We start from the raw sequence: 21,983 nt of genomic DNA on the forward strand, positions 1-21,983 counted from the left end.
TCAAGGGACAAAAGAATGTCGAACATGATGAAGGCGCTGGTGAAGGCCAAGGCCGAACCAGGCATCTGGATGGAAGAGGTGCCGGTGCCGGAGATCGGCCCCAACGACGTGCTGATCAAGGTCAGGAAGACCGCGATCTGCGGCACCGACGTGCACATCTACAATTGGGACCAGTGGGCACAGAAGACCGTGCCGGTGCCGATGGTGACCGGCCATGAGTTTGTCGGCACGGTGGCCGATTTTGGCGCCGCGGTCACCGAATACAAGGTCGGCCAGCGCGTCTCGGGCGAGGGCCACATCGTCTGTGGCCACTGCCGCAACTGCCGCGCGGGGCGAGGGCATCTGTGCCGCAACACGCTCGGCGTCGGCGTCAATCGTCCCGGCGCCTTCGGCGAGTATCTGGCGATCCCGCAGCACAATGTCGTGCCGATCCCCGACGATGTGCCGGACGAGATCGCCGCGATCTTCGATCCCCTGGGCAATGCGGTGCATACGGCGTTGTCCTTCGACCTGGTCGGCGAGGACGTGCTGGTCACCGGCGCCGGGCCGATCGGCATCATGGGCGCGCTGGTGGCGCAATGCGTGGGCGCGCGAAAAGTGGTCATCACCGACATCAACCCGGTGCGGCTGGCGCTGGCGAAGAAGCTTGGCGTCCAGCATGTCGTCGACGCCTCGAAGGAAAAGCTGCGCGATGTCATGCCGGCGCTCGGCATGACCGAGGGTTTTGACGTCGGCCTGGAAATGTCGGGCGCTGCACCCGCCTTCCGCGACATGATCGACACCATGAACAATGGCGGCAAGATCGCCATCCTCGGCATCGCGCCGACCGGCTTCGAGATCGACTGGAACAAGGTCATCTTCAAGATGCTGCATCTCAAGGGCATCTATGGCCGCGAGATGTTCGAGACCTGGTACAAGATGATTGCCCTGGTCCAGGGGCCGCTCGACGTGACCGGCCTGATCACCCACCGCATCGGCATTGATGATTTCCAGACGGGTTTCGATGCGATGCGGAGCGGCAGTTCAGGCAAGGTGGTGATGGACTGGTAGGCGCGTCCGACAACCGTAGCCAGCAAAAACCCTAGAGCAATTCCAGGAAAAGTGTGAGCGGTTTCCCTAGGGCGGTAAAACGCTCTAGGGTCGTCTGGCTTTCAGCCATCGCACCTGTCGCCAGGCGCGGCGCAGCGCGGTTGCGGCGGAGCCGATCGCGATGATGGCAAGCGCGAGCATCAGGACCTCGTTGCGGCCATTCCAGAGAAATTCCACCGAAGTCAGCAGTGCGGCGATCGTTGCAACCGCCATGCGGTGCTGCTTGGCCATCGGGCCGGAGAAATCGCTCGGTCCTTCATTGGCCCGCCCCAGTTCCCGAACATAGGCGGTAAGAACCGAAAAACAGGCGGCTGCCCAGCCAAGGCCGGGCATGGCGATGCCATAGCCTATTCCGACCATGATGGCGATGTCGGCGCTCCTATCCGGGAACTCGTTCCAGAACGGCCCATCGGCCGATGCCTTGCCGCCTTCGACAGCGACCATGCCATCGAACAGGTTGCACAGCAGACGCAGTTGGCAGAACAGCGCAGCGCCCAGCAAGAGCAGCAAACGCACCATGCCGTCGCTCTGCCCGCCGAGCCAGAAAGCGGTGCCGGCCAGCGCGCCGGCGAGGATACTGGCCTGCGAAATCTGGTTGGGGGTCACCGACAGTGCGGCGAGACGTCTGGCCGTCGCTTGTGCCCAGCGCGTGTCGCGGCTTGCAAGGGGTCTGCGATCGCCTGTGTTCATCAGTGCCTCATCCGGGCGACCAGAAATAGCGCGTAAGGTGGAAGAATATCGGAGCAGAGAAAACCACCGAATCCAGCCGGTCGATCAGGCCGCCATGGCCGTCTATCAGATGGCCCCAATCCTTCACGCCGCGGTCGCGTTTGATCGCGGACATGACAAGGCCGCCGAAAAAACCCATCAACGTGATCAGGAAGGCCATTGCGCCGGCCTGAAGCGGAGAGAACGGCGTGATCCACCACAGGCCAGCGCCGACGAGGCTGGCGCAGGCAATGCCGCCGACGAAACCTTCAACAGTCTTGGACGGCGAAAGCCTTGGTGCGATCTTGGTACGCCCGATCATCTTCCCCCAGATATATTGCAGCACATCGCTCGACTGAACGACGATGACGAGGAAGGCTATCAAAAGCACATTGCGGCCCTCGTAGCCGGGAATGTGCAACGTCAAAAGAGCCGGGACGTGCGAGGCGCAGAAGACGCAGATCATCAGCGCCCATTGCACCTCCGCGATTCGGACCAGGAAGTGCTGCGTGTCGCCCCGGACCGCGGAGATGATGGGCATCAACAGGAAGGCGTAGACTGGGATGAAAACGGAAAAGATTTCGTAATTCTCGATCCAGAGCAGGGCGTATTGCAACGGCAACACGACGAAAAACGCGGTGGCCAGCGCCCAGTGGTCGGCGCGCCGCGTATTGGTCAGCGTCACGAACTCGCGAAGGGCGGCGAAGGAACAGAAGCCGAAAAGCAACAGAACGCCGATGCGCCCGGCGACGAACGCGATGGCGATGAGGATCGCCATCACCCACCAGGCATTGATTCGGGCGTTGAGGTTCTCGATGGCCGGATTCGAACCATCTGGCGACAAGCGTCGCTCAAGGACATGGCCTACGAACGAGGCCACGAGCAGGATCCCGCAGACGCCGAGCACGAGAACCATCATGTCGAAGTGGGTCGCGCTCATTCCGCAGCCTTTTTAGGCGCCAGCGCGAGCAGCGCCTCCCGTGCCCGCTCGAGAAACATATCCTTGTCCTCGCCATCAGCCAGATGCATTGGCTCGCCGAACGTCACTGTGCAGATCAATGGGATAGGCACGAACTCCCCCTTCGGCATCACCCTGTTGAGATTGGCGATCCATACCGGCACCAATTCGAAGTCCGGGTGCAACGCCGCCAAATGGAACAGGCCGGATTTGAATGGCTGCAAGGACGCATCGGACTGGTTGCGCGTGCCTTCCGGGAAGAGGATGAGCGAGGAGCCTTCCCGCATCGCCTCCCCCATGCTCTCGACGGGATCCATCGTGCGTGCGTCGCGATTGCGATCGATCAGGACGGCATTGAAAACGTCGCGCCCGATGAAGCTTCGGAGTTTTGATTTCAGCCAGTAGTCGGCGCCCGCTACGGGACGGACCCGTCGACGCAGGCGCGGCTGCAGGACAGCCCAGATCAGGATGAAATCCCCATGGCTGGAGTGGTTGGCAAAGAAGATCGAGCGACGGCGAGGCAGCCTGCCTTCGTGCCAGAACGGCCGCACGGCGGTGATCGCGCGGGCAAACAGCAAGACGACCACGGCCACCGGCTTCGCAATCAGCGACTTCATCCACCCCCCCATTCGTTCATGGATCATCCGCCAGTCGACAACAGGCGCACAAAATCCGCCGTCGGACAAGCAGGGATCGCGAGACCCATGGCTGCTTGAGCGCGCTACCCCTTCGCAGCGACCGTCTTGCATTCTCCCGGAGAAAGCCGCTGTCTCGTACCCAATGCGATTTCCAGCGACAAGACACCCTTGACGATAGCGGCCCGTTCGTCGGCGCCCAACTTGGCAAGCAACGCCTGCTCGAACGCCTTCGCCAACGGCACCATCTCACGATAGGCGGCAAGGCCCGCCTTGGTAAGCGTCAAATGCTCGACACGGCGATCGTTTTCATCGGGAGTTCGCGTCAGCCAGCGCCGGCGTTCGAGCTCCGCCACGGCGCGCGACACTTTGGTCTTGTGCATGGCAGACTGCTCGCCGAGTTCTGTCGCGGTCATCGTCCCGCGCTGGCCAAGTCCGGAAAGCGTGCGCCATTCCGGGCGCGTCAGCCCGTGACTGTCCTTGTATATCCGCGAGAATTCGCGGCTGACGGCATCGGCAAGGCGGTACAACCGGTAGGGCAGGAAGCTTTCGAGTTCCAGGATCTCCGGTTCCATGGGTCATTTCCCTGCGCGCCATGGTGGCATTGATAGTTACATTTCTGATGGTTACAAATGAAACGAGTTTGGTCAATCCGGCTGGCGCCTGCCGGACGCGCAAGGGAGGAAGCGATGGCCTTTTCCTACATGCCGGGCTTCGGCAACGATTTCGAGACCGAAACCTTGCCCGGCTCGCTGCCGCAGGGGCGGAACTCGCCGCAGCGGCCGGCCTACGGCCTCTACGCCGAGCAGCTTTCGGGCTCGCCCTTCACCGCCCCGCGCGGCACCAATGAGCGCTCATGGCTCTATCGCATCCGGCCGAGCGTCAAGCACACCGGACGTTTCAAGGCGGTAGCTTATCCCTTGTGGAAGACAGCTCCCAATGTCGGCGACCACGAACTGGCGCTTGGCCAGTATCGCTGGAATCCGGTGCCGATGCCGAAGGAGCCGACTAATTTTATTCAAGGCATGCGCAGCATTACCACGGCTGGCGACGTACTCGGGCAGACCGGCATGGCTGCCCATGTCTATGTCGCCAACACATCGATGGTCGACGATCATTTCTTCAACGCCGATGGCGAGTTGCTGGTGGTGCCGCAGGTCGGTGCCTTGCGTCTGGTGACGGAGATGGGCGTGATCGAGCTTCGGCCCGGCGAGATCGCCGTGCTGCCGCGCGGACTCGTCTTCAAGGTTGAGTTGGTCGATGCCGAAGTGCGCGGCTATGTCTGCGAAAACTACGGCGCCAAGCTGACCTTGCCCGACCGTGGCCCGATCGGCGCCAATTGCCTGGCCAACCCGCGCGACTTCAAGACACCCTGCGCCTGGTTCGAGGAGAAGGAAACGCCGTGCCGGCTGATCGTGAAATGGTGCGGCAATTTCCATGTCACCGAGATCGGCCACTCGCCGCTCGACGTCGTCGCCTGGCATGGCAACTACGCGCCCTACAAATATGATCTGGCGACCTTTTCGCCGGTCGGCGCCATCCTGTTCGATCACCCCGATCCGTCGATCTTCACCGTGCTGACGGCGCCGAGCGGCGAGGAAGGCACCGCCAACATCGACTTCGTCATCTTCCCGCCGCGCTGGCTGGTGGCGGAAGATACGTTCCGCCCGCCCTGGTATCACCGCAACATCATGAGCGAGTTCATGGGGCTGATCCACGGCCAGTACGACGCCAAGGAGGAAGGCTTCGTTCCCGGCGGCATCAGCCTGCACAATCTGATGCTGGCCCATGGCCCGGATGCGCCTGGCTTCGAAAAGGCCTCGCGCGCGGAGCTGAAACCGGTCAAGCTCGATAACACAATGGCCTTCATGTTCGAGACCCGTTTCCCGCAGATGCTGACCCGCTACGGCGCCGAACTGGAAACAAGGCAGGACAATTACATCGACTGCTGGGCCGACCTGAAGAAGCGCTTCAATGGCACGCCCGAGGGCGACTGGTCTTGAGCGGCAAGCCAATGCCTGACCGGCTGGTGCTGCTGGGCTCGAAGGGCGGCCCAGCACTGCGGCCGGGCGGACCATGGCCGAGCTCGTCGCTGCTTGAGATCGGTGGGCGAACCATCGTCGTCGATTGCGGGCTCGGCGTGACGCGCGGCCTGGTCGATGCCGGGATCAGCCTGAAGGCGCTCGACCTGATCTTCATCACGCATCTGCATTCCGACCATTTGCTGGAACTCGGGCCGTTGCTCCACACCGCCTGGACGGCGGGACTGGCGACGCCGGTCGATGTGTTCGGTCCGCCCGGCACCGGCCGTTACTGGCGGCGCTTCTGCCAGGCAATGGAGTTCGATATCGAAATCCGCATCGTCGATGAGGGCCGGCCTGATATTCGCGAACTGGTTTCGGTCAGCGAATTCGCCGAGGGCCATGTGCTCGATCAACGCGGCCTGGAGGTAACGGCGCTTCGCGTCGATCATCCGCCAGTGACCGACTGTTTTGCCTTGCGCTTCGACCAAGGCGGCAAAAGCGTGGTGTTCTCCGCCGATACGGCTTTCTTTCCGCCGCTCGCCGATTTCTCCAAGGGTGCTGATCTTCTCGTCCACGAAGCCATGCTGGAAGAGGGCATCGAGCGGTTGGTTGCCAGAACCGGCAATGGCGCCCGGCTCAGAGAACATCTGCTCGCCAGCCACAGCTTTGCCGAGGAGGCGGGGCGCATCGCCAGCGATGCCGGCGTGAAGAGGCTGGTGCTCAACCACCTCATTCCCGCCGACGATGCCGAGATCGGCGAGGACGACTGGCTTGCCGCCGTCAGGAAAACATGGGCCGGCGACTTGACGATCGCCCGCGACGGCCTTGTTGTGGGGTTCCGGGAGTAACGATGGCCGACGACGAGCTTTGGGAAGAGGTACGCAAGTCCGGAGAGACATCCTGGGCGCAGCTCTCTTCGTTCCTCAACGACGTGCGGGACTTGCCGTCTTTTGTCCGCTTCATCGACGCGCTGCGCAAGGATCGCGAGGATTCTGACCGCAAGAAAGCGTTGCAGCCGTCGGGACCTGACATTAGCTGGAATGGCTGGGAAAACAATTCGATAGCCACATTTCTTGAATCAGCTGTCGCCTGCGTCGAAGACAATGGGAGACATAACCCGGCATTCCTGGCGGATGAAAATCCCTGGAAAGCCGCGGCCAGGATTCTCTATGCCGGCAAACATTACGAATAACGAACGGGAGGACACATGAAGCTTGCCACATTGAAGGACGGGACGCGCGACGGGAAACTCGTCGTCGTCTCGCGCGACCTGACGCAGTACACCGATGCCTCTTTCCTGGCGCGCACGCTGCAGGCGGCGCTCGACGACTGGCGCAGGGTCTCGCCGCATCTCGGCACAATCGCGGAATCGCTGGAGAACAATGCGGTGCCTTCAGCCCGTTTTCATGAGCACGACGCGCATTCGCCGTTGCCGCGCGCCTATCAATGGGCTGACGGGTCTGCCTATGTGAACCATGTCGAACTGGTGCGGAAGGCACGCGGCGTCGAGATGCCGGCGAGTTTCTGGACCGATCCGCTGATCTACCAGGGCGGCTCGGACGCCTTCATTGCGCCGCGCGATCCCATCCGCATGGCCGACGAGGCCTTCGGCATCGACATGGAGGCGGAGGTCGCCGTCATTGTCGACGACGTGCCGATGGGCGCCAGTATCGAACAGGCGCGCGCCGCGATCCGGCTGGTCATGCTGGTCAACGACGTGACGCTGCGCGCGCTGACCGGGCCGGAACTGGCCAAGGGGTTTGGCTTCTTCCAGTCGAAACCATCCTCGGCTTTTTCGCCGGTCGCGGTGACGCCGGATGAACTGGGCGATGCCTGGGACGGCGGCAAGGTCAGCCTGCCGCTGCTTGCCGACCTCAACGGCAAGCCGTTCGGCCGCGCCAATGCAGGCGTCGACATGACCTTCGATTTTCCGGCGCTGATCGTGCATGCCGCCCGCACAAGGCCGCTGGTGGCAGGCACCATCATCGGCTCCGGGACGGTTTCCAACAAGCTCGACGGCGGGCCGGGCAAGCCCATCTCCGCGGGGGGCGCCGGCTATTCCTGCATCGCCGAACTGCGCATGATTGAGACCATTGTATCAGGCGAGCCCAAGACGCCGTTCCTGCGCTTTGGCGACACGGTGCGCATCGAGATGAAGGACAGTACGGGCCATTCGATCTTCGGCGCCATCGAGCAGAAGGTTGAGAAATATCAGGGATAGGGGACGTGGGAGGTTTCAGCGGTGAATCTTCTGGATCATCTGCGCCGCATGGCCGGTAACAATCTCTGGTCGAACGACCGGCTCTATCGCGCCGTGCTTGCGCTCATGCCCGGTGAGTTCGAGGCCGAGCGCACCAGTTTCTTCCCGTCGATCAAGGCGACGCTCAACCATATTCTCGCGGTCGATCACCTCTATCTCGATTTTCTCGAAGAGGGCGGCGTCGGTGCCGCAGCCCATGATGAGTTCGTGCCCTTCGACGAACCCAACGCGCTGTTTGCCGCGCAGGTGGCAGCCGACCGGCGGCTGATCGCCTTCTGCGACGGGTTGACGGAAGCCGATCTCGACCGCCACGTCATCACTGACCGGCGCGCGGACGGCATGATTCCCGAGCGCATCGGCGACATCCTGGCCCATGTCTTCCTGCACGACATCCACCATCGCGGCCAGGTGCACGCCATGCTCTCCGGCACCTCGGTCGCGCCGCCGCAACTGGACGAGTTTTTGCTCGACTACGACCTCAAGCTGAGGAAGGCGGAGGTCGAGCGGCTGGGGTTGTGAGGCTGGGTATTTCGCCAATCAGGCCAGAGCGACATTGTAGCGGACGAAGTGCGGGTCGGATGTCAGGATGGTCAGGTTCTCCACCTGCGCCTGCGCAATCAGCAGTCTGTCGAATGGATCACCATGGTGGTGAGGTAGACCGCTGACGGCGTTCGCATGCTGGAGGGTTACGGCGAGCGGCTGAAATTGCATCCTTGGAAGCAGCGTTGGCAGATCATCCGGCGCGTCGAGCTTCCCGATCGAACGCTTGATGGCAATTTCCCAAACACTTGCCGCGCTCGCGAACACCACCGCGTCCGAAGCCAGGATAGCGCGGTGTTGCTCGCTGAGACGTCGATCGTCCGAAATCGACCAGAGGATGATATGGGTGTCGGCGAGAAACGGGCCGACCGTCATTTCACGTACTCGTCCCATTCAGGACCGAGCTCGTCAAAATCATCCGCAATCCAGATCTTGCCCTTCAAGGCGCCGATACGCGGCAGGGGGGCGGCCACTGCCGGCGGTACGATCCGCGCGGCCACCTTGCCGTGGCGCGTGAGTACGATCTCCTCACCGGCTTCCGCACGGCTGACGAGCTCCGACAATTTAGCCTTGGCCTCGGCGATGGAAACATTCATGGTTCGATCCTTTATGACCATAATTTAGGTCATAATTGATCGCGACGCAAGAAGGCTGATTGAGTCGGTCCTACGCCGCCTTGCCGTCCACCTTGATCACGCCGCGCTTGATCTGGTCCTGCTCGATCGATTCGAACAAAGCGCGGAAATTGCCTTCGCCAAAGCCTTCGTCGCCCTTCCTCTGGATGAATTCGAAGAAGATCGGCCCAATCACGGTTTTCGAGAAGATCTGCAGCAGGATCTTGGTCATGCCGCCATCGACCACGCCTTCGCCGTCGATCAGGATGCCGTGCTTCTTCATCCGCTCGATCGGTTCGTCATGGCCGTTCACCCGGTCGTACGACATGTCGTAATAGGTTTCCGGCGGGCCGGGCATGAACTTCAGGCCGTTCTCGGCCAGTCTGTCGGTGGCGGCGTAGATTTCGTCGGTGCCGACCGCAATGTGCTGGATGCCCTCGCCATTGTATTTCTTCAGATACTCGGCGATCTGGCTGGTCTCGTCCTTGGATTCGTTGAGCGGAATGCGGATCTTGCCGCAGGGCGAGGTGATGGCGCGGCTGACCAGGCCGGTGATCTTGCCGTCAATGTCGAAGAAATGGATCTGCTTGAAGCCGAACAGTTCGCGGTAGAAATCCCACCATTTGTCCATCTGGCCGCGATAGACATTGTGGGTCAGGTGGTCGAGATAATAGAAGCCGACGCCTTGCGGCCGCGGATCGCGCGCGCCGAGCCACTCGAATTCGGCGTCGTAGGCCGAGCCCTTCTTGCCGTAGGCGTCGATGAAATAGAGCAGCGAACCGCCGATACCGACGATAGCCGGAACGTCGAGCGCCTTGTCTGCGCCTTCGTAAGGCGTGGCGCCTTTCGAGACGGCGTGGTCGAACGCATGCTTGGCATCGACCACGCGCCAGGCCATCGAGGCGGCGCACGGGCCGTGCTTGTCGGCGAACTTCATCGCATGCGAGCCCGGCTCGGCGTTGACGACATAGTTGATGTCGCCCTGGCGCCAGACGGTGATGTCCTTGCTGCGATGCTTGGCCACCGCCACATAGCCCATGCGGGTGAACAGTTCGGCCAGCTTCTGCGGCTCGGGATGCGCGAATTCGACGAACTCGAAACCATCGGTGCCGGCCGGGTTGTCCTTGCTGATCCTGGCGGGCGGGGCGTCGTGCGGGAAGGGACCCATGGCATTCCTCCAAAGCTGGCTTGGCCCGAAAAGGCCATCTGATGCCATCATAACGCGGAGCCGACGCATGGTGCTTGCATTCAAACGCTTGAAATGATGATGTCATGCGCGAAGCATGCATGATGAGAGACAAAACCATGGATGACGCGCGCATTGATCAGTTTGACCGCAAGATAATGGCGCTCCTGCAGGGTGATGCGCGGTTGACCAACAACGATCTCTCGGAACGGGTGAACCTGTCGGCATCGCAATGCTCGCGCCGCCGCCAGCGGCTGGAGGAGGACGGCTATATCAAGGGCTATCGGGCAGTGCTCGACCGCGACAAGCTCGGCTTCTCGCTGGTCAACGTCATCTCGGTGACCCTGGCCACCCACAACCGCGACAATGCGCGACGCTTCTGTGAACTGGTGGCGCGGCTGCCGGAAGTGCAGGAGGCGCACGCGCTGACCGGCGAGATGGATTACATCCTGAAGGTTGTCACGCCTGACCTGAAGTCGCTGTCGGAGTTCGTCAACGGCGTGCTCCTGCCGCACGAGTCCGTGCAGCATGTGAAGACGGCGATAGTGCTTGAAACCTTGAAGGAAACCGGCGCGCTGCCGATTTAGCCCTTCGACTGCTGGATCAGCCCATACAGATTCGTGCAGCGCGCGCCGGAGCGGCAATAGGCGAACACCGGGCCTTCCAATTCGTCCAGCGCCTCGGCCTGGTCCTCGACATTCTCCGCGGTGATCTGGCCGCTTATGACGGGGATATAGCGGAAGGCGAGGCCGGCGGCTTCGACCGCCGATCCGATGCTTTTGGCCGAAGGCTGGCCGGGCTGCTCGTCGTCCGGCCGGTTGCAGATGACGCTCTTGAAACCGGCTTCCTTGATGGCGGCGACATCTTCGGGCTGGATCTGGCCAGAGACCGAATAATCGTCGCTGATTTCGCGGTATTCCATCGCAGCATCCTCGCAATCTGATTTGCGGGGAGTCTTGCCACTCCCCGACGTGGCCGGCAATCCGCCGGCGGAAATCGTTCTGCAGAGATAGACGTTTCCGGCGAGGATTCCAACTCAAGCCGCCCAGTCCGGAAACGGATTGGGCAGACCGCGACACAGTTCGGGCTGGAAGGCCTTAGCCGAGAAAAGGCGGAGACCGGCTCCGCCTTTCCGGGAACGGCGCTCCTCAACTGCCGAGGATCGCGCCTTTGATCTGACGGATGTTGTTGCGCATCATGTCGATATAGGTCGAGCCCGGGCCGTCGGGCTGCGACAGCGCATCCGAATAGAGCGTGCCGCCCACCTTGATGCCGGTCTCGTTGGCGATCTGTTCGATCAGGCGCGGGTTGGTGATGTTTTCGACGAAGATCGCCTCCGCCTTGTCCTGCTTCACCTGCTCGACCAGCTTGGCGACATCGGCGGCCGACGGTTCGGAATCGGTCGAGATGCCTTGTGGGGCGAGGAAGATCAGGCCGTATTCGTGCTCGAAATAGCCGAAGGCGTCATGCGAGGTGATGACGACGCGCTTTGCCTCGGGGATCGACTGGATCGCGGCCCTCACTTCGCCTTCCAGCGCGTCGAGCTTCTTGGTGTAGGCGGCGGCATTGGTCTGGTAGCTGACGCAGCCCTCGCTGTCGGCCGCGCAGAAAGCCTCGGCGATGTTCTTCACATAGATCTTGGCATTGGCGATCGACTGAAAGGCATGCGGGTCGGTAACAGTCTTGCCGCTGCCGCTTCCGGCGCCTTCGGCCGCGTCGGCGAACTCAGGCTTGAAGTCGATCGGCGTCACGCCCGTGGTCAAGGTGACGATCGAGGCCTTGGTGGCGCTGGCATCGACCAGCCGCTGCAAAAAGCCTTCGAAATGCAGGCCGTTGACCAGCACGATATCGGCCTTGGCCATGGCGACCGCGTCGGCGGGGCTCGGCTCATAGACATGGGCATCGCCATCCGGGCCGACGATGGTGGTGATGTCGACACGATCGCCGCCGACGTTTTTGGCAAAGTCGGCAATGACCGTGAAGCTGGCGACGACTTTCAGTGGCGACGCGAAAGCCGACGATGCGCCAAGGGCGGTTAATGTTATAACGCTCATCGCCAGGGCGGCACGGATGGATTTCAGCATAAGCGGTCTCCTTCAGGGGCGGGGGATCAGGCTGTTCTGTGACGGTGATGGATGATGCGGGCGCGCAGGATGCCGCGCGTGCCGAACAGGATCGAGGCGAAATACACGACGCCAGCCGACAGGATGATGGCCGGGCCGGACGGCAGAGAGGCGTGGTAGGACAACAGCAATCCGGCGATGCAGGAGGCAAAGCCGATCAGCACGGCCAGCACGCACATCGGCTCGACGCGCACCGTCCAGAAGCGGGCGGCTGCTGCCGGCAGCATCATCAGTCCGACCGACAGAAGCGTGCCCAGCGCCTGGAAACCGCCGACGAGGTTGAGCACGACGAGGCCAAGGAAGATGAAATGCACCGGGCTGCCCATCCGGCTGACCGACCGCAGGAACAGCGGATCGAGGCATTCGGCGACCAGCGCCCGCCAGAAGATGGCGAGGCTGACCAGTGTTAGCGCGACGATGCCGCCGATCAGGGTCAGCGCCTCATTGTTGAGCGCCAGCACCGTGCCGAACAGCACATGCATGAGATCGACGCTGGAGCCGCGGATCGACACCATCAGCACGCCGATGGCGAGCGAAATCAGATAGAAGGCCGCCATCGAGGCGTCCTCGCGTTGGATGGTGAAGCGCGAGACGGCACCGGCGCCGAGCGCCACGATGATGCCTGCGATCAGCCCTCCGATGGTCATCGGCAGGATTTCCAGCCCGTAGAACAGGAAGCCGGCGGCAGCGCCCGGCAGGATGGCATGGGCCATGGCGTCGCCCGACAGGCTCATGCGCCGCAGCATCAGGAAGACGCCGATGGGGCAGGCGCCGAGCGACAGCATCAGCGAGCCGAACAGCGCCCTCTGCATGAAGCCGAAATCGGCGAAGGGCGCGATGAAAAGACCGTAGAGCGCGTCCATCAGGCGGCCCTCGGTCCGACGTCATGGTGATGGTCGTGATCATGGCCATGATGATCGTGCCCATGCGCATGATCGTGGGCGTGCCCGTCCGGCTCGCACCAGGGCGCGTTCTCCTCCCAGGCTTCGTGGAAGCGGCGGGCTCGCAGCAGGTTTTCCGGCTTCAGCGTCTCGCGCGTTTCGCCCCAGGCGATCGCCTGGCGGGCCAAAAGCAGGGTTTCGGGGAAATTCTGCCGGACCAGTTCGAGATCATGGACAACGACCATGATGGTGCGCTCCTCGCCATGCCAGCGTTTGATCAGGGCGATCAGATCGCCGACCGTCTTGGCATCGACGGCATTGAACGGCTCGTCGAGCAGGATGAGGTCGGCATCCTGTAAGAGCACCCGGGCAAACAGCGTTCGCTGCAACTGGCCGCCCGACAGCGTATCGATAGGCCGCTTCTCGAAGCCGCCAAGGCCGACCGCCATCAGCGCCTGGCTGACCGCCGCGCGATCCTCTGATGTGTAGCGGCCGAGCATGCCGCGCTTCGGCCAGAGACCGAGCGAGACCAGGTCGACGACGCGCGCCGGGAAGGATCGGTCCAGTTCCGATTGCTGCGGCAGGTAGGCGGCGCGCACGCCTGGCGCGCGAACAACCTCGCCGGCCATCGGCTTCAACACCCCGACAATGCCCTTCATCAGCGTCGACTTGCCGGAGCCGTTGGCACCGACCACGGCGGTCAGCGAGCCCTTGCGGATCGTGCCGTCGAGATGATGGATCGCCGGGTGGCTGTTATAGCCCAGCGTCAGGTCACGGAATGTCAGGCAGGTCTGGGTCATGTCGTTCCGTGGAAGCAGCAAAATCCGGCCGCGGACAGGGGCCGATTGGATATGTGATGTTATTACATTAGTCAACAAGCCAATCGAGCGGAATTGCGACCGGCGGCTCAACTTGCCGTGAATCGCGCTTCTCGCTGGTCCAAGGGGATTTGGCGCCGGCGGCCTTGCCCGAAGCCCAAGCCAACTCTAAACAGGCCCCACCCCTAACAGGAAGGAACCTCCCATGAGCATTCGTCGCATCGATGTTGGCCCGCGCATGAGCCAGATCGTCATCCACGGCAACACCGTCTATCTGGCCGGCCAGGTCGGCGAGCCCGGCGGTAACGTCGCCTCGCAGACCCGCGACATCCTGACGACCATCGACGAATTGCTGGCCAAGGCCGGCACCGACAAGACCAAGATCGTTCAGGCGATCATCTGGCTGGCCGACATGGGCACCTTCGCCGAGATGAATTCTGAATGGGACAAATGGGTGCCGCAGGGCCACACCCCAGCCCGCGCCACCGGCGAAGCCAAGCTCGCCGGCCCGGAATATCTGGTCGAGATTATTGTCACGGCGGCGATCTAAAACACGGCCGGCCTTCTAAATCCCCCTTGTGGGGAGGTCGGACCGCGGGTCCGGATGGGGGCTGGCGCCGACCCCCACCCCGCTGCTTCGCAGCGACCCTCCCCACAAGGGGGAGGGTAAGAGGCCTCACCCGTGCGACGGCGTGAATCTTGCCACCAGCGTGTGGCTTTCCGCCGGATAGATAAACCGCACATGGGTAACCGGGTGTTCAGCGCTCCAGGTGCGGCGCTCGACCACCAGGCAGGGCGCGCCCGGATCGATGTCGAGCGCGTCGGCGATAGCCTTATCGGCGGCCATGGCACGGATGCGGTGTTCGGCCTCGCTCCAGGGCACGCGGCCGATCAGCCAGGGGCCGGCGGCGATCTCCAGAAACTCTTCGTCCCCGGCTTCCGGAACCGCGGAAAGATTGATCAGGCGCTGCTCGAGTGCGAATGGCCGTTGGCCGGCGAAATGCAGGCCTTCGATCCATAGCACCGACCCGGCGGCGGAAAGCCCGAGCAGCGCTCTGTCCTCCGCGTTGCTGCGGCGCTTCAACTGTTCAAGCCGCTCGTATCGGTAAGGCAGGCCAAGCGCTTCGACCTCGATCCTGATGTCGTGCAGTTCCAGCACCGCTGCCTGCGACTGCGGCCGGCGGACGAAGCTGCCCGAGCGGCGGCGGCGTTCGATCAGCCCGGCCTTGGCCAGCTGCGACAGCGCCTTGTTCACGGTCATGCGCGAGCAATTGTACTCGGTCGTCAGTTCGTGCTCGAACGGAATGCGATGTCCGGGCGCCCAGGCACCCGACAGGATCTTTTCGCTGATGTCGGACAGGATGCGCTGATGCAGCGAACCGCCGCTGTCCGCATCTGCCGTCTCGACCGTGCTCATGCCGAAAGCGCCGTCATCACGGCGCGAAAGCGCTCGGCGATGGCTTCGCGCCTGGCGTGCCGGCCGCCGCTAACCTGTTTCTGCCCATGCACCCAGACGCAGTCGACCTTGCTGCCATTGGCGAAGATCCAGGCGTCGAGGATCGCGTCGCCGGTCTTGCCGGCCAGCGAGGGGCTCTTGGCGTCGAGCGAGACGAGATCGGCGGCTCTCCCGGCGGCGATCTGCGAGGCGCCGGCGCCGAGCGCCACGCTGCCACCGTCAAGCGCGGCATCGAACAGCGCACGCCCGGTCGAACCACCGGCGACGGCCAGCACATTGCGGGCCCGATGGGCGAGGCGCTGCGAATATTCGAGCTGCCTCAGCTCATCCGGCAGGCCGATCAGCACGTTGGAATCGGAGCCGATGCCGAGGCGGCCGCCATGCTCCCTGAAAAGCGGCGCGGCGAACGTACCGTCGCCGAGATTGGCCTCGGTGATCGGGCAAAGCCCGGCAATGGCGCCGCTCTTGGCCATGCCGATCGTTTCCGCATCGGTCATGTGCGTGGCGTGGATCAGGCACCAGCGCTGATCGACCTCGGTGTTGGCCAGCAGGAATTCGACAGGGCGCGCGCCGGACCAGGCGAGGCAGTCCTCGACCTCCCTGACTTGTTCGGCGACGTGGATGTGGATCGGCCCATTCGGCGCCAAGGCAGCAACTTGGGTCAATTCCTCCGGCGTGGCGGCGCGCAGGCTGTGCGGCGCGACACCGACAACAGCCTGATTCAACACGCGAACCGATTCGCGAGACTCCTCAACAAGCCGGGAGAACCGATTCACATCGTTGATGAATCGCCTTTGGCCTTCGTTCGGAGCCGCGCCGCCGAAGGAGGAGTGCGCATAAAACACCGGCAGCAGGGTCAGGCCGATGCCAGTTTCGCCGGCTGCCGCCGCAATGCGCTCGGCCATCTCGGCGAGATTGGCGTAGGGGTTTCCATCGCGGTCATGGTGCAGATAATGGAATTCGCCGACGCGGGAAAAGCCGGCTTCCAGCATCTCGACATACAGCTGCGCGGCGACCGCTTCGACCTGGTCGGGCGTCATCGACAGCGCGAAGCGGTACATCACCTCGCGCCAGCTCCAGAAACTGTCTGCGGAAGGGCCGCGAAGCTCAGCCAGGCCGGCCATGCCGCGCTGGAAGGCGTGGCTGTGCAGGTTGGGCATGCCCGGCACGAGAATGGCGCAGCGCTCGTCGCCGGCCCGCGGTGCTGCGCCCGCTTCGACAGAGGCGATGCGGCCGCCATCGAGCGCGATCCTGACATTGCCTTGCCAGCCATTCGGCAGCAGCGCCTGTTCCGCAAAGATCGCCGTCACGTCCGTCTCCAAATCTGCATGCCTGTGCGACGAGACCACTTGCGTCGCGTTTCAATATGTATATACATAATCGCCGTCCTTTCAAATGGAAAAGATGATGGGTGGAGCAAACGGGAAGAGCGGCCATCGTGTCTGGCGCAATGCGCGCCTGGCGACCATGGCCGATGGTGTGGCCGGCCTCGGCATTGTCGAGAAAGGCGCGATCGCCGTGCGCGATGGTCTCATCGTTTATGCCGGTGCCGAAGCGGACATGCCGGCTTCGGCGGGGCAGGGCGCGGAGACCGTCGATTGCGAGGGCCGCTGGATCACGCCGGGCCTGATCGATTGCCACACGCATCTTGTCTATGCCGGCAACCGCGCCAACGAATTCGAGATGCGGCTGGCCGGCGCCACCTATGAAGAAGTCGCCCGGGCCGGCGGCGGCATTGTGTCCTCGGTCAAGTCGCTACGCGCGGCAAACGAGGACGAGCTCGTCACCCAGACGCTGCCGCGCCTCGATGCGCTGATGGCCGAAGGCGTCACGACAGTCGAAATCAAATCGGGCTATGGCCTCGACCTCGACAATGAGAAGAAGTCGCTGCGCGCCGCCCGCCGGCTGGGCGGCGAACGGGCGGTGACGATCCGTACGACCTGTCTGGCTGCCCACGCCTTGCCGCCTGAAGCCAAGGGAGACAAGGACGCTTTTATCGATCTGGTCGCCAAGCAGATTGTTCCCGCGGTTGCCGCCGACGGACTGGCCGATGCGGTCGACGGTTTTTGTGAAGGCATAGCATTCTCGCCGGAGCAGATGGCGCGCGTTTTCGATGCCGCCAAGGCCCTGGGCCTGCCGGTCAAGCTTCACGCCGACCAGCTGTCCAACCTGCACGGCGCCGCGCTTGCCGCCAGCTATGGGGCACTGTCAGCTGACCATCTCGAATACACCGACGAGGCGGGGGCTGCCGCGATGGCGAAGGCCGGCACGGTGGCGACCATCCTGCCCGGCGCCTATTACTTCATCCGCGAGACCAAGAAACCGCCGATCGACCTGTTCCGCCGTCATGGTGTGAAGATGGCGGTGGCGACGGACAGCAATCCCGGCACCTCGCCGCTCACCTCGCTGTTGCTCACCATGAATATGGCCGCGACTCTCTTTGGCCTGACAGTCGATGAATGCCTCGCCGGCGTCACCCGCGAGGCGGCGCGTGCCCTGGGATTGTTGAAGCAGACTGGCACGCTGGAAGCCGACAAATCCGCCGACCTGGCGGTCTGGGACATCGAGCGCCCCGCCGAACTCGTTTACCGCATGGGCTTCAACCCGCTGCATGCCCGCATCTGGAGAGGACAATGACCGAACTGACCTTGAAGCCCGGCAATGCGACGCTCGCCGACTGGCGCGCCATCTACCGTGGCGCCGTGCCGAAGCTGGATGAGGCCTGCCGTCCAAAAATCAAGGCGAGCGCCGAGGCCGTTGCGCGGATCGTCGCCAAGGGCGAGCCGGTCTATGGCATCAACACCGGCTTCGGCAAACTGGCGAGCGTGCGCATCCCCGCCGCCGATCTCGAGACCTTGCAGCGCAACATCGTGCTGTCGCACGCCGCCGGCGTCGGCGAGCCGATGCCGGTTGCCGTTGCCCGGCTGATGATGGCGCTGAAACTTGCGAGCCTGGCGCAAGGTGCCTCCGGGGTGCGCCCCGAAACCATCGATTTGCTGGAAGCGATGCTCGCCAACGACGTCATCCCGGTGGTGCCGGCGCAAGGCTCGGTCGGAGCGTCCGGCGATCTCGCACCGCTGTCGCACATGACGGCGGTGATGATCGGTGTCGGCGAATGCTTTACCCCGCATGGCCGTTTCCCGGCCAAGGTCGCCTTCGTCTCGCACGGCCTCGAGCCGGTGACGCTTGGCGCCAAGGAAGGCCTGGCGCTGCTCAACGGCACGCAGTTCTCGACCGCCTATGCGCTCGCCGCTTTGTTCGAGGCCGAAGTGCTCTACCAGTCGGCGCTGGTCGCCGGCGCGCTGTCGACCGATGCCGCCAAGGGGTCCGACGCGCCTTTCGACCCCCGCATCCATCTCTTGAGAAAGCACCGCGGCCAGATCGAGACGGCGGAGGCGCTGCGCAATCTGATGGCCGGCAGCGCCATCCGTGAATCGCATCGTGTCGGCGACGAGCGGGTGCAGGATCCGTACTGCCTGCGCTGCCAGCCGCAGGTGATGGGCGCCGCGCTCGATGTCTTGCGCAAGGCTGCCGATACGCTCGGCACCGAAGCCAATGGCGTGACCGACAATCCGCTGATCTTCGCCGAGGACGACACCGCGCTCTCCGGCGGCAATTTCCACGCCGAGCCGGTGGCTTTCGCCGCCGACATGATCGCACTGGCCGTCTGCGAGATCGGCTCGCTGTCGGAACGCCGCATCGCCATGCTGGTCGATCCGGCGCTATCAGGCATGCCGGCCTTCCTGACGCCCAAGCCTGGCCTGAACTCCGGCTTCATGATCCCGCAGGTGACGGCGGCCGCACTTGTCTCGGAAAACAAGCAGAAGGCCTATCCGGCATCAGTCGATTCCATCCCGACCTCGGCCAACCAGGAAGACCACGTCTCGATGGCCGCGCACGGTGCGCGCCGGTTGATCGGCATGGTCGAGAACGCGACCGCGGTCATCGGCATCGAATTGCTGGCCGCCACGCAGGGCTGCGATTTCCACCAGCCGCTGGCGTCGAGCAATGCGCTGGAAGCGGTACGCAAACTGGTCCGGGCTGAGGTGCCGCATCTCGACAACGACCGGCATTTCCACCCCGACATGGAAAAGGCGATCGCCATGGTGCGCAGCGGTGCGACGATCAGGGCAGCCGGCGCGGTGACACTGCCTTCGATCTCGGGAGCCTGACATGACCGACTGGCTGACAGTAACGGAAGGCACGGCGCCTCTTCTGGTGTCCATCCCGCACACCGGCACCGATCTCGCCGGAATCGACAACCGGCTGGTCTCGCCCTGGCTCGGCCGCCGCGATTGCGACTGGTGGATCGACAATCTCTACGATTTTGCCGCCGGCCTCGGCGCGACGGTGGTGCATACGTCGATCTCGCGCACGGTCATCGACGTCAACCGCGATCCTTCCGGCGCTTCGCTCTATCCGGGGCAGACCACGACGACGCTTTGCCCGACGGAGACTTTCGACGGCGATCCGCTTTACCTGCCCGGCGAAGAGCCGACGCCATCGGAGATCGACCAGCGCCGCATATCCTATTTCGTGCCCTACCATGAAATGCTGGCGGCCCAGGCCGTTAGGCTGCGCGGCCTGCACGAAGAAATCGTCATCTACGATTGCCACTCGATCCGTTCGGTGCTGCCGCGCCTGTTCTACGGCACGCTGCCGGTGTTCAACCTCGGCACCAATGACGGCCAGACCGCCGATCCGACGCTGCAGAACCTGGTCGGCCAGATCATGGCCGAAAGCGGTGAAAGCTATGTCGTCAACGGTCGTTTCAAGGGCGGCTGGATCACGCGCTACTTCGGCAATCCGCAAGGCGGTTACCATGCGTTGCAGATGGAACTCGCCGATCGCGGCTATCTGCGCGAGCCGGAGGCGAAGGGCGAGCCGGACAATTGGCCGGTGCCTTATGACGCCGAGTTTGCCGCGCCGATGCGCGCCACACTGACCAAGATCCTTCAAACCGCCATTGACTGGGCAGGGCGCTGACCCGCCGCCATCCGAAAGGGACAATGATGAACAATCCTCGCCACAACATCCGTGAAGTGCGCAGCCCCCGCGGCGATAAGCTCAATGCCCGCTACTGGACGACCGAAGCGCCGCTGCGCATGCTGATGAACAATCTCGACCCCGATGTCGCCGAGAACCCCAACGAACTGGTCGTCTATGGCGGCATCGGCCGGGCGGCGCGCACCTGGAACGATTTCGACAGCATCGTCGCCTCGCTGAAGACGCTTGGCGAGGACGAGACGCTGCTGGTGCAGTCGGGCAAGCCGGTCGGCGTCTTCCGCACCCACGCCGATGCGCCGCGTGTGCTGATCGCCAACTCCAACCTCGTGCCGCACTGGGCGACCTGGGATAAGTTTAACGAGCTCGATAAAAAGGGCCTGATGATGTACGGCCAGATGACGGCCGGCTCGTGGATCTACATCGGCACGCAAGGCATCGTGCAGGGCACTTACGAGACCTTCGTCGAGGCGGGCCGCCAGCATTATGGCGGCAACCTCAAGGGCAAGTGGATCCTGACCGGCGGCCTCGGCGGCATGGGCGGCGCCCAGCCGCTGGCTGCCGTCATGGCCGGCGCCTGCTGCCTGGCGATCGAATGCAACCCGGACTCCATCGATTTCCGCCTGCGCACCCGCTATGTCGACGAGAAGGCCGAGACGCTCGACGAGGCGATGGAGATGATCGAGCGCTGGACCAAGGCCGGGGAGGCGAAGTCCGTGGGTCTGCTCGGCAATGCCGCCGAGATCGTGCCGGAAATGTTCAGGCGCGGCATCCGCCCCGATATGGTCACCGACCAGACCTCGGCCCACGACCCCATCAACGGCTACCTGCCGAAGGGCTGGACCATGGCCGAATGGCGCGAGAGGCGCGTCAGCGACCCGAAGGCGGTCGAGAAGGCGGCTCGCGCGTCCATGCGTGAGCATGTCGAGGCGATGGTGGCCTTCTGGAACGCCGGCGTGCCGACGCTGGATTACGGCAACAACATCCGCCAGGTCGCCAAGGACGAAGGTTTCGAGAACGCTTTTGCCTTCCCCGGTTTCGTGCCGGCCTATATCCGCCCGCTGTTCTGCCGCGGCATCGGCCCGTTCCGCTGGGCCGCGCTCTCCGGCGATCCCGAGGATATCTACAAGACCGACGCCAAGGTGCGCGAACTGACGCCTGGCAACACCCACCTGCACAATTGGCTGGACATGGCGCGCGAGCGCATCTCGTTCCAGGGTCTGCCGGCGCGCATCTGCTGGGTCGGTCTCGGCGACCGCCACCGGCTGGGGCTCGCCTTCAATGAAATGGTGGCCAAGGGCGAACTCAAGGCGCCGGTCGTCATCGGCCGCGATCACCTCGATTCCGGCTCGGTCGCCTCGCCGAACCGCGAAACGGAAGCGATGAAGGACGGCTCGGACGCCGTCTCCGACTGGCCGCTACTGAACGCGCTGCTCAACACCGCGTCGGGCGCCACCTGGGTGTCGCTGCATCATGGCGGCGGCGTCGGCATGGGGTTTTCCCAGCATGCCGGCATGGTCATCGTCGCCGACGGCACGCAGGACGCCGCCAGGCGCCTGGAGCGCGTGTTGTGGAACGATCCGGCGACGGGCGTCATGCGCCACGCCGATGCCGGCTACGACATCGCCATCGAGTGCGCCAAGGAGCATCAGCTCAATTTGCCCGGCATTCTCGGCTGATAGGTTGA

Annotated in this window: 25 protein-coding genes; 12 read left to right on the forward strand and 13 right to left on the reverse strand. The window is 63.5% G+C overall.

Annotation, left to right across the window (positions count from 1 at the left end; all coding sequences use genetic code 11):
- Positions 1–15: 15 nt before the first annotated feature.
- Positions 16–1,050: an L-threonine 3-dehydrogenase gene (tdh, locus tag QQK95_RS09530; RefSeq protein WP_284271420.1), complete on the forward strand. Its 1,035-nt coding sequence runs from the start codon at positions 16–18 to the stop codon at positions 1,048–1,050.
- Between the two features lie 84 nt (positions 1,051–1,134).
- On the opposite strand, the gene QQK95_RS09535 is transcribed toward tdh, so the two are convergent.
- The 4 genes from QQK95_RS09535 to QQK95_RS09550 all read right to left on the reverse strand — a co-directional run bounded on the left by QQK95_RS09535 (position 1,135) and on the right by QQK95_RS09550 (position 3,965).
- Complete coding sequence (locus QQK95_RS09535) at positions 1,135–1,782, reverse strand: CDP-alcohol phosphatidyltransferase family protein (RefSeq protein ID WP_284271476.1); 648 nt, start codon at positions 1,780–1,782, stop codon at positions 1,135–1,137.
- 4 nt (positions 1,783–1,786) lie between these two features.
- A complete protein-coding gene (locus QQK95_RS09540; protein WP_284271423.1) occupies positions 1,787–2,737 on the reverse strand; it encodes a phosphatidate cytidylyltransferase in 951 nt (316 codons plus the stop codon).
- Entirely contained in the window at positions 2,734–3,372 is a 639-nt protein-coding gene (locus QQK95_RS09545; RefSeq protein WP_284271425.1) for a lysophospholipid acyltransferase family protein, read from the reverse strand. The genes QQK95_RS09540 and QQK95_RS09545 overlap by 4 nt, the downstream gene beginning before the upstream one ends.
- Before the next feature lie 104 nt (positions 3,373–3,476).
- On the reverse strand, positions 3,477–3,965 hold the full coding sequence (locus QQK95_RS09550; protein WP_284271427.1) for a MarR family winged helix-turn-helix transcriptional regulator: 489 nt from the start codon (positions 3,963–3,965) through the stop codon (positions 3,477–3,479).
- Positions 3,966–4,079: 114 nt separating this feature from the next.
- On the opposite strand from QQK95_RS09550, the gene hmgA reads away from it, so the two are divergent.
- Genes hmgA through QQK95_RS09575 form a run of 5 tightly spaced genes read left to right on the forward strand, consistent with a single transcriptional unit; the run spans position 4,080 to position 8,193 of the window.
- Positions 4,080–5,393 carry a homogentisate 1,2-dioxygenase gene (gene hmgA / locus QQK95_RS09555; RefSeq protein ID WP_284271429.1) on the forward strand — a complete coding sequence of 438 codons (1,314 nt, stop codon included), beginning with the start codon at positions 4,080–4,082 and terminating at the stop codon, positions 5,391–5,393.
- Positions 5,394–5,404: 11 nt separating this feature from the next.
- Entirely contained in the window at positions 5,405–6,262 is an 858-nt protein-coding gene (locus QQK95_RS09560) for an MBL fold metallo-hydrolase (protein WP_284271477.1), read from the forward strand.
- A gap of 2 nt (positions 6,263–6,264) precedes the next feature.
- On the forward strand, positions 6,265–6,606 hold the full coding sequence (locus QQK95_RS09565; protein WP_284271431.1) for a DUF7660 family protein: 342 nt from the start codon (positions 6,265–6,267) through the stop codon (positions 6,604–6,606).
- A gap of 15 nt (positions 6,607–6,621) precedes the next feature.
- The gene (locus QQK95_RS09570; RefSeq protein ID WP_284271434.1) at positions 6,622–7,635 is read left to right on the forward strand and encodes a fumarylacetoacetate hydrolase family protein; all 1,014 of its coding nucleotides are present in this window, start codon (positions 6,622–6,624) and stop codon (positions 7,633–7,635) included.
- 21 nt (positions 7,636–7,656) lie between these two features.
- Positions 7,657–8,193 (forward strand): DinB family protein, encoded by a 537-nt coding sequence (locus tag QQK95_RS09575; protein ID WP_284271436.1) that lies wholly within the window; start codon positions 7,657–7,659, stop codon positions 8,191–8,193.
- 18 nt (positions 8,194–8,211) lie between these two features.
- On the opposite strand, the gene QQK95_RS09580 is transcribed toward QQK95_RS09575, so the two are convergent.
- From QQK95_RS09580 to hppD, 3 genes are all read right to left on the reverse strand, one after another.
- Positions 8,212–8,589 carry a type II toxin-antitoxin system VapC family toxin gene (locus tag QQK95_RS09580; RefSeq protein WP_284271438.1) on the reverse strand — a complete coding sequence of 126 codons (378 nt, stop codon included), beginning with the start codon at positions 8,587–8,589 and terminating at the stop codon, positions 8,212–8,214.
- Positions 8,586–8,810, reverse strand: coding sequence for a type II toxin-antitoxin system Phd/YefM family antitoxin (locus QQK95_RS09585; RefSeq protein ID WP_284271440.1), 225 nt, complete (start codon positions 8,808–8,810; stop codon positions 8,586–8,588). Before QQK95_RS09585 ends, QQK95_RS09580 begins: the two co-directional genes overlap by 4 nt.
- A 70-nt stretch (positions 8,811–8,880) precedes the next feature.
- Entirely contained in the window at positions 8,881–9,996 is a 1,116-nt protein-coding gene (hppD, locus tag QQK95_RS09590) for a 4-hydroxyphenylpyruvate dioxygenase (RefSeq protein WP_284271443.1), read from the reverse strand.
- Between the two features lie 137 nt (positions 9,997–10,133).
- Here hppD and QQK95_RS09595 point away from each other — a divergent pair, with 137 nt between their 5' ends.
- A complete protein-coding gene (locus QQK95_RS09595; protein ID WP_284271478.1) occupies positions 10,134–10,601 on the forward strand; it encodes an Lrp/AsnC family transcriptional regulator in 468 nt (155 codons plus the stop codon).
- Here the strand turns inward: QQK95_RS09595 and QQK95_RS09600 are convergent.
- The 4 genes from QQK95_RS09600 to aztA form a co-directional block, all read right to left on the reverse strand.
- A complete protein-coding gene (locus QQK95_RS09600; protein ID WP_140888737.1) occupies positions 10,598–10,936 on the reverse strand; it encodes a protein tyrosine phosphatase family protein in 339 nt (112 codons plus the stop codon). The two genes, QQK95_RS09595 and QQK95_RS09600, sit on opposite strands and share 4 nt — an antisense overlap.
- 226 nt (positions 10,937–11,162) lie before the next feature.
- Positions 11,163–12,098: a zinc ABC transporter substrate-binding protein AztC gene (aztC, locus tag QQK95_RS09605; RefSeq protein ID WP_284271449.1), complete on the reverse strand. Its 936-nt coding sequence runs from the start codon at positions 12,096–12,098 to the stop codon at positions 11,163–11,165.
- A 26-nt stretch (positions 12,099–12,124) separates the two neighbouring features.
- The gene (aztB, locus tag QQK95_RS09610) at positions 12,125–13,000 is read right to left on the reverse strand and encodes a zinc ABC transporter permease AztB (RefSeq protein WP_284271451.1); all 876 of its coding nucleotides are present in this window, start codon (positions 12,998–13,000) and stop codon (positions 12,125–12,127) included.
- Complete coding sequence (aztA, locus tag QQK95_RS09615; protein ID WP_284271453.1) at positions 13,000–13,818, reverse strand: zinc ABC transporter ATP-binding protein AztA; 819 nt, start codon at positions 13,816–13,818, stop codon at positions 13,000–13,002. Before aztA ends, aztB begins: the two co-directional genes overlap by 1 nt.
- A gap of 223 nt (positions 13,819–14,041) precedes the next feature.
- On the opposite strand from aztA, the gene QQK95_RS09620 reads away from it, so the two are divergent.
- The gene (locus QQK95_RS09620) at positions 14,042–14,386 is read left to right on the forward strand and encodes a RidA family protein (protein ID WP_284271455.1); all 345 of its coding nucleotides are present in this window, start codon (positions 14,042–14,044) and stop codon (positions 14,384–14,386) included.
- A 126-nt stretch (positions 14,387–14,512) separates the two neighbouring features.
- Here QQK95_RS09620 and hutC read toward each other — a convergent pair whose 3' ends face one another.
- On the reverse strand, positions 14,513–15,253 hold the full coding sequence (gene hutC / locus QQK95_RS09625; protein ID WP_284271457.1) for a histidine utilization repressor: 741 nt from the start codon (positions 15,251–15,253) through the stop codon (positions 14,513–14,515).
- Positions 15,250–16,602 (reverse strand): formimidoylglutamate deiminase, encoded by a 1,353-nt coding sequence (locus QQK95_RS09630; protein ID WP_284271459.1) that lies wholly within the window; start codon positions 16,600–16,602, stop codon positions 15,250–15,252. Before QQK95_RS09630 ends, hutC begins: the two co-directional genes overlap by 4 nt.
- Positions 16,603–16,699: 97 nt before the next feature.
- Between QQK95_RS09630 and hutI the strand changes: the two genes are divergently transcribed.
- From hutI to hutU, 4 genes are read left to right on the forward strand one after another with little or no spacing between them, the layout of a single operon-like run.
- Positions 16,700–17,929 (forward strand): imidazolonepropionase, encoded by a 1,230-nt coding sequence (gene hutI / locus QQK95_RS09635; protein WP_284271460.1) that lies wholly within the window; start codon positions 16,700–16,702, stop codon positions 17,927–17,929.
- Entirely contained in the window at positions 17,926–19,464 is a 1,539-nt protein-coding gene (hutH, locus tag QQK95_RS09640; protein WP_284271461.1) for a histidine ammonia-lyase, read from the forward strand. The genes hutI and hutH overlap by 4 nt, the downstream gene beginning before the upstream one ends.
- 1 nt (position 19,465) lies before the next feature.
- Entirely contained in the window at positions 19,466–20,278 is an 813-nt protein-coding gene (gene hutG / locus QQK95_RS09645) for an N-formylglutamate deformylase (RefSeq protein ID WP_284271462.1), read from the forward strand.
- Between the two features lie 23 nt (positions 20,279–20,301).
- Complete coding sequence (gene hutU, locus QQK95_RS09650) at positions 20,302–21,975, forward strand: urocanate hydratase (protein WP_284271463.1); 1,674 nt, start codon at positions 20,302–20,304, stop codon at positions 21,973–21,975.
- The last annotated feature ends 8 nt before the right edge of the window (positions 21,976–21,983 follow it).

It is taken from the genome of Mesorhizobium huakuii (assembly GCF_030160235.1).
Lineage (GTDB): Bacteria > Pseudomonadota > Alphaproteobacteria > Rhizobiales > Rhizobiaceae > Mesorhizobium > Mesorhizobium huakuii.

What these genes read in the sequence shown, in the direction of transcription:
- tdh (WP_284271420.1), top strand. Translation starts at nt 16, where the DNA reads ATGTCGAACATGATGAAGGCGCTGGTGAAGGCCAAGGCCGAACCAGGC.
- QQK95_RS09540 (WP_284271423.1), bottom strand. Translation starts at nt 2,737, where the DNA reads ATGAGCGCGACCCACTTCGACATGATGGTTCTCGTGCTCGGCGTCTGC.
- QQK95_RS09545 (WP_284271425.1), bottom strand. Translation starts at nt 3,372, where the DNA reads ATGAAGTCGCTGATTGCGAAGCCGGTGGCCGTGGTCGTCTTGCTGTTT.
- QQK95_RS09550 (WP_284271427.1), bottom strand. Translation starts at nt 3,965, where the DNA reads ATGGAACCGGAGATCCTGGAACTCGAAAGCTTCCTGCCCTACCGGTTG.
- hmgA (WP_284271429.1), top strand. Translation starts at nt 4,080, where the DNA reads ATGGCCTTTTCCTACATGCCGGGCTTCGGCAACGATTTCGAGACCGAA.
- QQK95_RS09560 (WP_284271477.1), top strand. Translation starts at nt 5,405, where the DNA reads ATGCCTGACCGGCTGGTGCTGCTGGGCTCGAAGGGCGGCCCAGCACTG.
- QQK95_RS09565 (WP_284271431.1), top strand. Translation starts at nt 6,265, where the DNA reads ATGGCCGACGACGAGCTTTGGGAAGAGGTACGCAAGTCCGGAGAGACA.
- QQK95_RS09570 (WP_284271434.1), top strand. Translation starts at nt 6,622, where the DNA reads ATGAAGCTTGCCACATTGAAGGACGGGACGCGCGACGGGAAACTCGTC.
- QQK95_RS09580 (WP_284271438.1), bottom strand. Translation starts at nt 8,589, where the DNA reads ATGACGGTCGGCCCGTTTCTCGCCGACACCCATATCATCCTCTGGTCG.
- QQK95_RS09585 (WP_284271440.1), bottom strand. Translation starts at nt 8,810, where the DNA reads ATGAATGTTTCCATCGCCGAGGCCAAGGCTAAATTGTCGGAGCTCGTC.
- hppD (WP_284271443.1), bottom strand. Translation starts at nt 9,996, where the DNA reads ATGGGTCCCTTCCCGCACGACGCCCCGCCCGCCAGGATCAGCAAGGAC.
- QQK95_RS09595 (WP_284271478.1), top strand. Translation starts at nt 10,134, where the DNA reads ATGGATGACGCGCGCATTGATCAGTTTGACCGCAAGATAATGGCGCTC.
- QQK95_RS09600 (WP_140888737.1), bottom strand. Translation starts at nt 10,936, where the DNA reads ATGGAATACCGCGAAATCAGCGACGATTATTCGGTCTCTGGCCAGATC.
- aztC (WP_284271449.1), bottom strand. Translation starts at nt 12,098, where the DNA reads ATGCTGAAATCCATCCGTGCCGCCCTGGCGATGAGCGTTATAACATTA.
- aztB (WP_284271451.1), bottom strand. Translation starts at nt 13,000, where the DNA reads ATGGACGCGCTCTACGGTCTTTTCATCGCGCCCTTCGCCGATTTCGGC.
- aztA (WP_284271453.1), bottom strand. Translation starts at nt 13,818, where the DNA reads ATGACCCAGACCTGCCTGACATTCCGTGACCTGACGCTGGGCTATAAC.
- QQK95_RS09620 (WP_284271455.1), top strand. Translation starts at nt 14,042, where the DNA reads ATGAGCATTCGTCGCATCGATGTTGGCCCGCGCATGAGCCAGATCGTC.
- hutC (WP_284271457.1), bottom strand. Translation starts at nt 15,253, where the DNA reads ATGAGCACGGTCGAGACGGCAGATGCGGACAGCGGCGGTTCGCTGCAT.
- hutI (WP_284271460.1), top strand. Translation starts at nt 16,700, where the DNA reads ATGGGTGGAGCAAACGGGAAGAGCGGCCATCGTGTCTGGCGCAATGCG.
- hutH (WP_284271461.1), top strand. Translation starts at nt 17,926, where the DNA reads ATGACCGAACTGACCTTGAAGCCCGGCAATGCGACGCTCGCCGACTGG.
- hutG (WP_284271462.1), top strand. Translation starts at nt 19,466, where the DNA reads ATGACCGACTGGCTGACAGTAACGGAAGGCACGGCGCCTCTTCTGGTG.
- hutU (WP_284271463.1), top strand. Translation starts at nt 20,302, where the DNA reads ATGATGAACAATCCTCGCCACAACATCCGTGAAGTGCGCAGCCCCCGC.